Raw genomic sequence first — 13,289 nt, 5'->3', positions numbered from 1 at the left:
CCGGCGAATTCTCGTTCCCACGCTCTGCGTGGGAATGCCGCCCGGGACGCTCTGCGTCCCATTCAGAAGCCGACGCAGAGCGTCAATGTATGCATTCCCACGCAGACGGTTCGACGCCTCGACGTGGGAACGATCAGTACTCTAACGCGCATTTCATGTTCGAATATTTTCCTTTCTCGGCCCTTCGATGAGTTTTTTCAATCGAAGTCGACTGGCTGCGCGCGTCTTTATGGGCTAACATTTTCGCAAATGAACATTCATGTTCGATTTCCAAGACAGAAAATCAAAAGAGCCCGAGGCCAGCCGATGTCCACATCTACCTTGCGTACGCCCCCTATCTCCGAGATCTACGACATCGCCGTCATCGGCGGCGGGATCAATGGCGTGGGGATCGCAGCGGATGCCGCTGGTCGCGGTCTTTCGGTATTCCTTTGCGAAAAGGACGATCTGGCCAGCCACACCTCGTCGGCCAGCAGCAAGCTGATCCACGGTGGCCTGCGCTACCTCGAACATTACGAATTCCGTCTGGTGCGCGAAGCCCTGGCCGAACGTGAAGTGCTGCTGGCCAAGGCCCCGCACATCGTCAAGCCAATGCGTTTCGTGCTGCCGCACCGCCCGCACCTGCGTCCGGCGTGGATGATTCGCGCAGGCCTGTTCCTTTATGACCACCTCGGCAAGCGCGAAAAACTGGCGGGCTCGAAAAGCCTGAAGTTCGGCGCCGACAGCGCACTGAAAAGCGAAATCAGCAAAGGCTTCGAATACTCCGACTGCTGGGTCGACGACGCCCGCCTCGTGGTTCTCAACGCCATGGCCGCCCGTGAAAAGGGCGCGCACATTCACACCCAGACCCGTTGCGTCAGTGCCCGCCGCGCTAAGGGCCTGTGGCACCTGAACCTGGAACGCGCCGACGGCAGCCTGTTTTCGATCACCGCCAAAGCGCTGGTGAACGCCGCCGGTCCGTGGGTCGCCAAGTTCATCCGTGATGACCTGAAGATGGAATCGCCGTACGGCATCCGCCTGATCCAGGGCAGCCACATCATCGTGCCGAAACTGTACGAAGGCGATCACGCGCACATCCTGCAAAACGAAGATCAGCGCATCGTTTTCACCATTCCGTACCTGAACAACCTGACTCTGATTGGCACCACCGACCGCGAGTACACCGGCGATCCGGCCAAAGTGGCGATCACCGACGGCGAAACCGATTACCTGCTCAAAGTAGTCAACGCCCACTTCAAGAAGCAGATCAGCCGTGACGACATCCTGCACACCTATTCAGGCGTGCGTCCGCTGTGCAATGACGAATCCGATAACCCGTCGGCCGTGACCCGCGACTACACCCTGGCGTTGTCCGGCAGTACCGAAGAAGCGCCGCTGCTGTCGGTGTTCGGCGGCAAGCTGACCACCTACCGCAAGCTCGCCGAGTCGGCGATGGCGCAGTTGATGCCGTTCTTCACCCAGATGCGCCCGAGCTGGACGGCCACCGCCACCCTGCCCGGCGGCGAAGACATGACCACGCCACAGGCCTTGAGCGCGCAGATCCGCGACAAGTTCGACTGGGTACCGACCGAAATTGCCCGTCGCTGGGCCACTACCTACGGCAGCCGCACCTGGCGCATGCTCGAAGGCGTGGACACCCTCGCCGACCTGGGCGAACACATCGGCGGCGGCCTCTATACCCGTGAAGTCGATTACCTGTGCACCGAAGAATGGGCCACCACCGCGCACGACATCCTGTGGCGTCGCAGCAAACTGGGCCTGTTCACCACACCGGCCGAGCAAGAGCGACTGGCGGCGTACCTGAACAAGGTCGAACAGAACCGCAGCAAGATCGAAGCGGCCTGATTCGTTCGTCGCTGAACAAAAAGCCCCTGAATCGAAAGATTCAGGGGCTTTTTGCATTCAGGCTGAAACAAGGCGTGTCGCAGACGTTCGGTTTTCCGAACGCGACCTGACGGTCAATTCGGTTAACCGGATCAGATCCACGGAAAAACACCATCACAAAACTTTAATAACGTTATAAATCAATGCATTAACGTGTAGCGACTGGTCTGGCACGACTCATGCTCTACACTCCTTCGACGAATGCCTGTTGCGCCAACACAACAGGAGCCGTCAGGCATTCGAAGCTCAAAAGGGCCCGCTCAACCGGCTCCATAAAAAAAACAATGTCGAGGAAAATTTGATGCGCATCGTTCCCCATATCCTGGGCGCAGCCATTGCTGCCGCTCTGATCAGCACACCAGTTTTCGCTGCCGAACTCACCGGCACCCTTAAGAAGATCAAAGAGTCCGGCGTCATCACCCTGGGCCACCGTGACGCTTCCATTCCTTTCTCCTACATCGCTGACGCTTCCGGCAAGCCGGTCGGCTACTCCCACGATATCCAGCTGGCCATCGTCGAAGCGATCAAGAAAGACCTGGACCTGCCAAACCTGCAGGTCAAATACAACCTCGTCACTTCGCAAACCCGTATCCCGCTGGTGCAGAACGGCACCGTGGACGTCGAGTGCGGCTCCACCACCAACAACGTCGAGCGTCAGCAACAGGTCGACTTCTCCGTCGGCATCTTCGAAATCGGTACCCGTCTGCTGTCCAAGGCTGACTCCAAGTACAAGGATTTCGACGATCTGAAAGGCAAGAACGTCGTGACCACCGCCGGCACCACTTCCGAGCGTATCCTCAAGGCGATGAACGCTGACAAGCAGATGGGCATGAACGTGATTTCCGCCAAGGACCACGGTGAGTCCTTCCAGATGCTGGAATCGGGTCGTGCCGTTGCGTTCATGATGGACGATGCCCTGCTGGCCGGCGAAGCCGCCAAAGCCAAGAAAGCCTCCGACTGGGCCGTGACCGGTACTCCACAGTCGTACGAAATCTATGGCTGCATGATGCGCAAGGGCGATGCGCCGTTCAAAAAGGCTGTCGACGACGCCATCAAGGCGACCTACGCGTCGGGCGAGATCAACAAGATCTACGAAAAATGGTTCATGCAGCCGATTCCGCCAAAAGGCCTGAACCTGAACTTCCCGATGAGCGACGAGCTCAAGGCCCTGATCGCCAATCCGACCGACAAAGCGGCTGACGACAAGAAATCCTGATTTCTGACTAACCTTATCCCCTGAGGAGGCGCCTGCCTTTTCAGGGGATGGTCACTCCCTGCTGGCACTTATTGGAAACACTCGAACCGGTGGCTGTCGAGCCGATCGCGTGTGCCTGATTTTCACAATCAGGGCGGGAACGGAGCTTCCCCAGGCGGGCACTTGTACATCGATCGAATCGAGGGGAGACCCTAATGAATTACAACTGGGACTGGGGCGTGTTCTTCAAGTCCACCGGCGTGGGCAGCGAGACCTATCTCGACTGGTTCATTTCCGGTCTGGGCTGGACCATCGCCATCGCCATCGTGGCCTGGATCATCGCCCTGCTGCTCGGCTCGCTGCTGGGCATCATGCGCACCGTGCCGAACCGCATCGTGTCGGGCATCGCGACCTGCTACGTCGAACTGTTCCGTAACGTGCCGCTGCTGGTTCAGCTGTTCATCTGGTACTTCCTGGTGCCCGATCTGCTGCCGCCGGATCTGCAGGAGTGGTACAAGCAGGACCTGAACCCGACCACTTCGGCCTACCTGAGCGTTGTCGTGTGCCTGGGCCTGTTCACCGCCGCCCGTGTCTGCGAACAGGTTCGCACCGGTATCCAGGCGCTGCCACGTGGCCAGGAATCCGCCGCCCGCGCCATGGGTTTCAAGCTGCCGCAGATCTACTGGAACGTGCTGCTGCCCCAGGCCTACCGGATCATCATTCCGCCGCTCACCTCGGAATTCCTGAACGTGTTCAAGAACTCCTCCGTGGCGTCCCTGATCGGTCTGATGGAGCTGCTGGCGCAAACCAAACAGACCGCCGAATTCTCGGCCAACCTGTTTGAAGCCTTCACCCTGGCGACCCTGATCTATTTCACCCTCAACATGAGCCTGATGCTGCTGATGCGCATGGTCGAGAAGAAAGTCGCCGTGCCCGGCCTGATCTCCGTGGGGGGTAAATAATGGAATTCGATTTCAGTGGCATCGTTCCGGCCATTCCCGGCCTGTGGAACGGCATGCTGATGACCCTCAAGCTGATGGCGCTGGGCGTGGTCGGCGGGATCATCCTCGGCACCATCCTCGCGCTGATGCGCCTGTCCCACAGCAAACTGCTGTCGAGCATCGCCGGTGCGTACGTCAACTATTTCCGTTCGATCCCGCTGCTGCTGGTGATCACCTGGTTCTATCTGGCAGTGCCGTTCGTGCTGCGCTGGATCACCGGCGAAGACACCCCGATCGGCGCGTTCACCTCGTGCATCGTGGCGTTCATGATGTTCGAAGCGGCGTACTTCTGCGAAATCGTCCGGGCCGGCGTGCAGTCGATCCCGAAAGGTCAGATGGGCGCGGCGCAGGCACTGGGCATGACCTACGGCCAGATGATGCGCCTGATCATCCTGCCTCAGGCGTTCCGCAAGATGACCCCGCTGCTGCTGCAGCAGAGCATCATCCTGTTCCAGGACACCTCGCTGGTCTACACCGTGGGCCTGGTGGACTTCCTCAACGCCTCGCGCGCCAGTGGCGACATCATTGGCCGCTCGAATGAGTTCCTGATCTTCGCAGGTCTCGTGTACTTCACCATCAGCTTTGCCGCCTCGGTGCTGGTCAAGCGTCTGCAAAAAAGGTTCGCCGTATGATCTCTATCAAGAACATCAACAAGTGGTATGGGGACTTCCAGGTGCTGACCGATTGCAGCACCGAGGTCAAAAAGGGTGAAGTGATCGTGGTCTGCGGCCCGTCCGGTTCGGGCAAGTCGACCCTGATCAAGTGCGTCAACGCACTGGAGCCGTTCCAGAAAGGCGACATCGTGGTCGACGGCACGTCGATTGCCGATCCGAAGACCAACCTGCCGAAACTGCGCTCGCGCGTCGGCATGGTGTTCCAGCATTTCGAACTGTTCCCGCACCTGACCATCACCGAAAACCTGACCATCGCGCAGATCAAGGTGCTGGGCCGCAGCAAGGAAGAAGCCACCAAGAAAGGCCTGCAACTGCTCGAGCGCGTCGGCCTGTCGGCTCATGCCCACAAGCATCCGGGGCAACTGTCGGGTGGTCAGCAACAGCGCGTGGCGATTGCCCGTGCGCTGGCGATGGACCCGATCGTCATGCTGTTCGACGAACCGACCTCGGCGCTGGACCCGGAAATGGTCAACGAAGTGCTCGACGTGATGGTGCAGCTGGCCCACGAAGGCATGACCATGATGTGCGTGACCCACGAAATGGGCTTCGCCCGTAAAGTGGCCGACCGCGTGATCTTCATGGACGCCGGCAAGATCATCGAAGACTGCAAGAAAGAAGAGTTCTTTGGCGACATCAGCCAACGCTCCGAACGCGCGCAGCATTTCCTCGAGAAAATCCTGCAGCACTAAAAACGGCTGCATTCCCCGACATCCACTGTCGGGGAATGCAGGTGGTTGACCCAAGGCATCTGTGATGAAATGCGACCCCACTCTCTATCGCGCCACGCCGCCATCACTTGCCGTGAAACCCCGTCTGATCCGCCACCTGTTCCTGCCGCCGCTGGTCATCGCCCTGATGATCGGACTGGGTTACATCGGCTTCTGGACCAGCGAACATTTCGGCATCCGCAGCCTCGGCGAAAACGGCCAGCGCCAACTGGAACTGCACGCCCGCGCGGTCGAAAGCGAGATCAGCAAATACACCTACCTGCCCAGCCTGCTGGAGCTCGAATCGAGCGTTTCGCAGCTGCTGGACGACCCGACCCCGGAACACCGGCAAACGGTCAACGATTACCTTGAAGGCCTGAACCGGCGCAGCCGCAGTCGGGCCATCTACGTCATGGACACCACCGGCCGCGTCATGGCGACCAGCAACTGGCGCGACGTCGACAGCTACCTTGGTGAAGACCTGTCGTTCCGCGCCTACTTCCAGAACGCCATTCGCGGCCAGCCCGGACGTTTCTACGGAATCGGCAGCACCAACGGCGAACCCGGTTATTACCTGGCCCACGGCCTCGAAGAACACGGCAAGATCATCGGCGTCGCGGTGGTCAAGGTACGCCTGGAAGCCATGGAAGAACGCTGGCAACGGGCGCGTCTCGAAGCCTTCGTCAGCGATGAAAACGGCATCATCATTCTCTCCAGCGATCCGGCCCGACGCCTGAAATCGGTCATACCGTTGAGCGACGAGACCAAGGAAAAACTCGCCCGCAGCCTGCAGTACTACTGGTTCCCGCTGAACGAGCTGCAACCGCTGGCCCGGGAAACCCTATCCGAAGGCGTGGAAAAACTCACCTTCCCGGCCAACAGCGAAGTGCCGAGCCAACAGGATGGCGATGAAGAAAACATCAGCTACCTGGCGCAAACCCGGCCGTTGAGCGATACCCCGTGGAATTTCACCCTGCTAACGCCGTTGCAGGATCTGCGGCGCGAGGCAATCAATCAGGGGATTCTGGTGGCCGTGGCGTTTGCCCTGGTGGCATTCCTGCTGATCGCCTGGAACGAACGGCGCAAGGTCATCGCCACCCGCCTCGCCGCCCGCGAAGCCTTGCAGGAAGCCAACAATCAGCTGGAGCGTCGGATTACCGAACGCACCGCCGACCTGCGCGCCAGCAACGACCGGCTCAAGAGCCAGATCCGCGAACGGCGTCAGGCCGAAGAAACCCTGCGCCGTGCCCAGGACGAACTGGTGCAGGCCGGTAAACTCGCCGCCATCGGCCAGATGTCCACCAGCATCGCCCACGAACTGAACCAGCCGCTGGCGGCGATGCGCACGCTGTCGGGCAACACCATTCGCTTCCTTGAGCGCGGCCAGCTCGATGTCGCCAGCACCAACCTCAAGACCATCAACGACCTGATCGACCGCATGGGCCGGATCACCGCCAGCCTGCGCTCCTTTGCCCGACGTGGCGACGACAAGGGCCGCGCCAGCCTCGGCAAAGCAGTGGACGCCGCCCTGCAAGTGCTCGGCGCCCGTGTGGAAAGTGCCGCCCTGAAAGTGCATCGCCAGTTCGACGATGTGCAGGTGCAGATCGACCAGACGCGCCTGGAACAGATTCTGGTCAACCTGATCGGCAACGCCCTCGACGCCATGCAGGCGCAACCGCTGCCGGAACTGTGGCTGGAAGGCGAAGAATTCAACGGCAAATATCGCCTGCGCGTGCGCGACAACGGCCACGGCATCGACGCCGAAGCGCGCAAGCATCTGTTCGAACCGTTCTTCACCACCAAGCCCGGCGAACAGGGCCTGGGCCTCGGCCTGACCCTGTCGGCCAGCCTCGCTGCCGCTACCGGCGGGCATCTGGGTGTCGAACACCCGGCCAGCGGTGGTACCACTTTCGTCCTCAGTTTACCGTTGGTAAGCCCTACTCCTGCCGAGCCAATATGAACAACGACCTCAGTGTATTGATCGTCGAAGACGACCCCCATGTCCTGCTCGGCTGCCAGCAGGCGCTGACGCTGGAAGACATTCCCTGCATCGGCGTCGGCAGTGCCGAAGAAGCGCTGGAGCAAGTCGGTGACAATTTCGCCGGGATCGTCATCAGCGACATTCGCCTGCCGGGCATCGACGGCCTGGAACTGCTGACCCGACTCAAGCAACGCGACCGCAGCCTGCCGGTGGTGCTGATCACCGGCCACGGCGATATTTCCATGGCGGTCGGCGCGATGCAGAAAGGCGCCTACGACTTCATGGAAAAACCGTTCTCCCCCGAGCGTCTGGTCGATGTGGCCCGTCGTGCGCTGGAGCAACGCAGCCTGAATCGCGAAGTCTCGTCCCTGCGCCGGCAACTGGCCGAGCGCGACTCACTTGAAGGACGGATCATCGGGCGCTCGCCGGCCATGCAGAACCTGCGCGAACTGATCGCCAACGTCGCCGACACCTCGGCTAATGTGCTGATCGAAGGCGAAACCGGCACCGGCAAGGAACTGGTCGCCCGCTGCCTGCATGATTTCAGCCGCCGTCACAGCAAACAGTTCGTTGCGCTGAACTGTGGCGGGCTGCCGGAAAACCTGTTCGAAAGCGAAATCTTCGGCCACGAAGCCAATGCCTTCACCGGCGCCGGCAAACGGCGGATCGGCAAGATCGAACACGCCGACGGCGGCACGCTGTTCCTCGATGAAGTGGAAAGCATGCCGCTGCCGTTGCAGATCAAACTGCTGCGGGTGTTGCAGGAACGCACCCTCGAACGCCTCGGCTCGAACCAGAGCGTGGCGGTGGATTGCCGGGTGATCGCGGCCACCAAATCCGACCTCGACGAATCGAGCAAAGCCGGGGAATTCCGCAGTGACTTGTACTACCGCCTCAACGTGGTGACGCTGGAACTGCCGCCCCTGCGCGAGCGCCGCGAAGACATCCTGCAACTGTTCGAACACTTCACCCAGCAATCGGCCCTGCGTTTCGACCGGGCGCTGCCGGAGCTGGACAACCAGACGTTGTCGAGCCTGATGAGCCATGACTGGCCGGGCAACGTGCGCGAACTGCGTAACGTCGCCGAGCGTTTTGCCCTCGGCCTGCCAGCGTTCAAGAAAACCGGCGCGGGTAGCGCGGGCCAGGGTCTGGCATTCGCCGAAGCAGTGGAAGCGTTCGAACGCAACCTGCTCAGCGATGCCCTGCAACGCAGCGGCGGCAACCTGACCCAGGCCAGCCTGGAACTGGGGATGGCCAAGACCACGCTGTTCGACAAAGTGAAGAAATACGGCTTGAGCCATTAAGCGAGAACGATGTGGATCTGATTTTCAAGGCAATGCTCGGCGCGGCCGTGGTGGTGATCCTCGCCATGCTGGCCAAGACCAAAAACTACTACATCGCAGGGCTGGTGCCGCTGTTCCCGACCTTCGCCCTGATCGCCCACTACATCGTCGGCAAGGGCCGTTCGATAGACGACCTGAAGACCACCATCGTCTTCGGCATGTGGTCGATCATTCCGTACTTCGTGTATCTGGCGACGCTGTACGTGATGGTCGACCGCATGCGCCTCGAAGCTTCGCTGGCGGTGGCGGCGGTGGCGTGGTTGATGGCAGCGACGGTGCTGGTGTCGGTGTGGGTGCGGCTGCACGCCTGAGTCAGAGCAGGTTGTGTTCCGCCACCGGTTCGATCTGCGCCCAGTGCGACGTGTCTTCGCGATGCTCGCGCAGATACGGCAACACCGCCGCCAGCAAAGGTTCCTTGAACGCTTCCTGAAAGCGGTGCGCCAGCCCCGGAATCAGCCGCAGCTGACTGCCGCGAATATGCGCCGCCAGGTGCACGCCGTGCATCACCGGCAATAACGGATCAGCCGTGCCGTGTACCACCAGGGTCGGGACGCGCAGTTGATTGAGCAACGCCACCCGGCTCGGTTCGGCAAGGATCGCCATGATCTGACGCTTCACGCCTTCGGGATTGAACGCCCGGTCATAGGACAGCGCCGCCTGATGCAGCAAGGCCTGCCGGTCATCGCTGACCGAAGGGCTGCCCAGTGCGGCCAGCAGATCGGCCTGTTGCTCCAGGGCAATCTGGCGATTGGGCGCGCCGCGCCGTGACAGCAATTGCACCAGCGCCGCGCTCGGCGCCGGCAACCCTTCGGCACCGGAGCTGGTCATGATCAGCGTCAGGCTTTCGACCCGTTGCGGCGCCATCGCCGCCATGTGCTGGGCGATCATCCCGCCCATGCTCGCGCCGAGCACGTGGAATTGCTCGACGTGCAACGCATCCATCAGGCCCAGCGCATCGTCGGCCATGTCGGTCAGGCTGTAAGGCGCCGCCACCGGCAGGCCGAGTTTGTAGCGCAGCACCTCAAAGGTCAGGTTGGCTTCGGCCGGCGTCTGGCGCCAGGTCGACAGACCGACATCGCGGTTGTCATAACGGATCACCCGAAAGCCCTGCTGACACAGCGCAACCACCACTTCATCCGGCCAGTGGATCAACTGGCCGCCCAGGCCCATCACCAGTAACAGCGCCGGATCCGACGCACGGCCGATGCTCTGGTACGCCAGGCTCACCTGCTCCAGATCGACCCGTTCGGTCGGTACATTGACGTCGCAACGCGACGCCGCGTAGGACGCCGGAACGCAAAAAACCGCGGCCAACAACGCCGCGATTGCAAAAAATCCCTTGAACATGAAAAACACCGAAACGCAGAACCCCAGTAGAACGCGAGTCTGATGAAGTTTGTTCAAGCGCGCTGCCACAGTTCGATGACAGTTTGATGAAGAGTGCCGAGCGGTCGAATCGGCGAGAGTCCAGCAAGTGCCTGTGCCACCTACCGCTTGTCGGGACTGTCAGATCTGACAGTCGTTAAAAAACTGCCTTTGACACAGCATGAATTCTCGGCCGACAGGCGGCCATCAACGCATCAGGGAGGCAATATGAGCGCGAATCTCATTCCAAACGGAGATTTCCAGTCGGGCAGTTTTACCCCATGGATCGCACAGGCTCTTCAGGGCAAAGCCGACGTGGTCAATCACAACCGCAGCTTCCAGGCGCAACTGCACCCTGGAGTGGATGACGGCATCTTGCTCTATACCCAGTTCGAAGCCCCCTCCGGGTCTTTTACCCTGAGTTTCAGTGCATCCGCACCCACTGCCCAGTACTACCTGCCTCCATTTGATTACGTTACTCACCCGTTCCTGGTTTATTTCATTTCGGGCTTCGACGCAGGCGGTCAATTGATTCAGGCGGACTTTGGCCTGGCGCCGCTGCAACCCACGGATACAGTCTTTAACTACAGCGGCAATATGCCGGCTGACGTAAAGAGGGTCGAAGTTCGATTCTCGGGTCCCTCAGATCCTTATAAAAACAAAGGTTCGCTTTACATCAACAATGTGAATTACACACCGGGGCAGACTTTCCCCCAACGCTGGAGCTGAGCGAAAAAAACCGCTGAATGCATAGCCTCAGCGGTTTTTCGATGTGGGCCGGTTCTGAGGTATTACGCCAACTGACTGCGCAACTGCCGCGCCGCGGCGACCATGTTGACCAGTGCCGCTTCGGTCTCGGGCCAGGCGCGGGTTTTCAGGCCGCAATCGGGGTTGACCCACAGACGCTGCGCCGGAATGCGCTTCACGGCTTTGCTCATCAGTTTGACCATCTCGGCGGTATCCGGCACGCGCGGCGAGTGAATGTCGTAGACACCCGGGCCGATGTCGTTCGGGTAGTCGAACGCTTCAAAGGCCTCGAGCAATTCCATGTCCGAACGCGAGGTTTCGATGGTGATCACGTCGGCATCCATGTCGGCGATCGCCTTGATCACATCGTTGAATTCGCTGTAGCACATGTGGGTGTGGATCTGGGTTTCATCCTTCACACCCGACGCAGTCAGACGGAACGCTTGCACCGCCCAGTCGAGGTATTCCTGCCATTGCTCACGGCGCAGCGGCAGGCCTTCGCGGAACGCCGCTTCGTCGATCTGCACGATCCTGATCCCGGCGTTTTCCAGATCCACCACTTCGTCCCGCAGGGCCAGCGCCAGTTGTTGCGCCTGGACTTTGCGCGACACGTCTTCGCGGGGGAACGACCACATCAGCATGGTCACGGGACCGGTCAGCATGCCTTTCATCACCTTGTCCGTCAGGCTCTGGGCATAGGTGATCCAGTCCACGGTCATGGCGTTCGGACGGGACAGATCGCCATAAATCACCGCCGGTTTCACGCAGCGGGAACCGTAGCTCTGGACCCAGCCGAAACGGGTGAACAGATAACCGTCGAGCTGTTCGGCGAAGTACTCGACCATGTCGTTGCGCTCGGCTTCACCGTGCACCAGTACATCGAGGCCCAGACGTTCCTGCACCTGCACCGCGTGGCGGATTTCGCTGCGCATGGCATCGTGGTAGTCGTTGACCGACAGCTTGCCCTGCTTGAACGCCTGACGGGCCAGACGAATCGATCCGGTCTGCGGGAACGAACCGATAGTGGTGGTCGGGAACGTCGGCAATTTCAAACGCGCCTGCTGTGCGGCGATGCGTTTGGCAAACGGCGAATGCCGCTGGCTGTCGCTGGCATTGATCGCCTCGATCCGCGCTTGCACGTCGGCCTTGTGAATACGCGGCGAGCGGGCGCGGCTCTCCTGAATCGCGCGGCTTTCGGCCAGTGCGCTTTGCACGTTCGGCGCTTGCGGGTCGTTCAGCGCATCACGCAACACCGAGATTTCGCTGCACTTCTGCACGGCGAATGCCAGCCAGCTTTTCAGTTCCGGATCGAGCTTGTCTTCACGCTCGACATCCACCGGGCTGTGCAGCAACGAGCAGGAACTGCTGACCCACAGGTTGTCGCCGAAACGCTCCTGCGCCGGTTGCAGTCGCGCCAGCGCCTGCTCCAGTTCGCAGCGCCAGACGTTGCGCCCGTTGACCAGGCCGACCGAGAGAATCTTGTAGGTCGGCAGACGATCAAGCACCTGACCGAGCTGATCGGGCGCACGTACGGCGTCGATGTGCAGGCCTTGCACCGGCAGACCGACGGCCAGGCCGAGGTTGTCTTGCAGACCGCTGAAATAGGTCGCCACCAGTTTCTTCAGCGGCGAGTACTGCAGGATGTGATAGGCGCGTTCGAAGGCACTTTTCCACGCCTGCGGCAGGTCGAGAGTGAGGATCGGCTCGTCGATCTGCACCCACTCCACGCCCTGGGCGGCGAGGCGACCGAGGATTTGGTTGTACACCGGCAGCAGGCGCTCAAGCAGATCGAGCTTGTCGAAATCGTTGCCTTTCGCCTTGCCCAGCCACAGATAAGTCAGCGGGCCGATGATCACCGGTTTGACGTTGTGACCGAGGGTTTTGGCTTCTTCGACTTCATCGAACAGCTGATCCCAGCTCAGCTTGAATGGCTGGTCGGCGGTAAATTCCGGGACCAGGTAGTGGTAGTTGGTGTCGAACCACTTGGTCAACTCTTGGGCGTATTGAGTCTTGCCGTGCTCACCGCCGCAGCAGGAAGACGTGGCGCCACGGGCCATGGCAAACAAGGTGTCGAGGGTCGGCAGACCGCGTTCGTCACGCACACCGTCGAAGCGCTCGGGGATCACACCGAAGGTCAGCGAGTGGGTCAGCACCTGGTCGTACCAGGCGAAGTCGCCGACCGGCAGCAGGTCGATGCCGGCGTCCTTCTGCAATTGCCAGTGCCTGGCGCGCAGCTCGCGGCCGACCTGATTCAGAGCGGCCTGATCGAGATCGCCTTTCCAGCAGGCTTCGAGGGCTTTTTTCAATTCGCGGTCGGCGCCGATGCGCGGGAAACCCAGGGTGTGTGCCACGGCCATGTCGAGTGTTCTCCATTGCGTAAAAGATGGCGCCA

Annotated in this window: 11 protein-coding genes; 9 read left to right on the top strand and 2 right to left on the bottom strand. The window is 60.6% G+C overall.

Annotated features, from left to right (window positions below; genetic code table 11):
* Positions 1–306: 306 nt before the first annotated feature.
* From glpD to ACM6JM_RS13190, 8 genes are all read left to right on the top strand, one after another.
* Positions 307–1,845, top strand: a complete 1,539-nt coding sequence (gene glpD / locus ACM6JM_RS13225) for a glycerol-3-phosphate dehydrogenase (RefSeq protein ID WP_039765826.1) — start codon at positions 307–309, stop codon at positions 1,843–1,845.
* Positions 1,846–2,185: 340 nt separating this feature from the next.
* A complete protein-coding gene (locus tag ACM6JM_RS13220; protein WP_039765825.1) occupies positions 2,186–3,100 on the top strand; it encodes a glutamate/aspartate ABC transporter substrate-binding protein in 915 nt (304 codons plus the stop codon).
* A 194-nt stretch (positions 3,101–3,294) separates the two neighbouring features.
* The gene (locus ACM6JM_RS13215) at positions 3,295–4,041 is read left to right on the top strand and encodes an amino acid ABC transporter permease (RefSeq protein WP_007953174.1); all 747 of its coding nucleotides are present in this window, start codon (positions 3,295–3,297) and stop codon (positions 4,039–4,041) included.
* Positions 4,041–4,712: an amino acid ABC transporter permease gene (locus ACM6JM_RS13210; protein ID WP_007953172.1), complete on the top strand. Its 672-nt coding sequence runs from the start codon at positions 4,041–4,043 to the stop codon at positions 4,710–4,712. The genes ACM6JM_RS13215 and ACM6JM_RS13210 overlap by 1 nt, the downstream gene beginning before the upstream one ends.
* Positions 4,709–5,443 (top strand): amino acid ABC transporter ATP-binding protein, encoded by a 735-nt coding sequence (locus ACM6JM_RS13205; RefSeq protein ID WP_007953170.1) that lies wholly within the window; start codon positions 4,709–4,711, stop codon positions 5,441–5,443. Before ACM6JM_RS13210 ends, ACM6JM_RS13205 begins: the two co-directional genes overlap by 4 nt.
* A 64-nt stretch (positions 5,444–5,507) precedes the next feature.
* Entirely contained in the window at positions 5,508–7,421 is a 1,914-nt protein-coding gene (locus tag ACM6JM_RS13200; RefSeq protein ID WP_039765823.1) for a sensor histidine kinase, read from the top strand.
* A gap of 44 nt (positions 7,422–7,465) precedes the next feature.
* Entirely contained in the window at positions 7,466–8,746 is a 1,281-nt protein-coding gene (locus tag ACM6JM_RS13195) for a sigma-54-dependent transcriptional regulator (protein WP_235375867.1), read from the top strand.
* A 20-nt stretch (positions 8,747–8,766) separates the two neighbouring features.
* Positions 8,767–9,096, top strand: coding sequence for a GlpM family protein (locus ACM6JM_RS13190; protein WP_162831789.1), 330 nt, complete (start codon positions 8,767–8,769; stop codon positions 9,094–9,096).
* Between the two features lies 1 nt (position 9,097).
* On the opposite strand, the gene ACM6JM_RS13185 is transcribed toward ACM6JM_RS13190, so the two are convergent.
* A complete protein-coding gene (locus ACM6JM_RS13185) occupies positions 9,098–10,132 on the bottom strand; it encodes an alpha/beta fold hydrolase (protein WP_039765820.1) in 1,035 nt (344 codons plus the stop codon).
* A gap of 246 nt (positions 10,133–10,378) precedes the next feature.
* On the opposite strand from ACM6JM_RS13185, the gene ACM6JM_RS13180 reads away from it, so the two are divergent.
* Positions 10,379–10,879: a hypothetical protein gene (locus ACM6JM_RS13180; RefSeq protein WP_039765818.1), complete on the top strand. Its 501-nt coding sequence runs from the start codon at positions 10,379–10,381 to the stop codon at positions 10,877–10,879.
* Between the two features lie 62 nt (positions 10,880–10,941).
* Here the strand turns inward: ACM6JM_RS13180 and metE are convergent, their stop codons facing one another.
* The gene (metE, locus tag ACM6JM_RS13175; protein WP_414882034.1) at positions 10,942–13,254 is read right to left on the bottom strand and encodes a 5-methyltetrahydropteroyltriglutamate--homocysteine S-methyltransferase; all 2,313 of its coding nucleotides are present in this window, start codon (positions 13,252–13,254) and stop codon (positions 10,942–10,944) included.
* Between the last annotated feature and the right edge of the window lie 35 nt (positions 13,255–13,289).

Source organism: Pseudomonas sp. IT-P2 (assembly GCF_949767575.1).
GTDB lineage: Bacteria > Pseudomonadota > Gammaproteobacteria > Pseudomonadales > Pseudomonadaceae > Aquipseudomonas > Aquipseudomonas pharyngis.
This window is presented reverse-complemented; position numbering and strand designations above follow the sequence as displayed.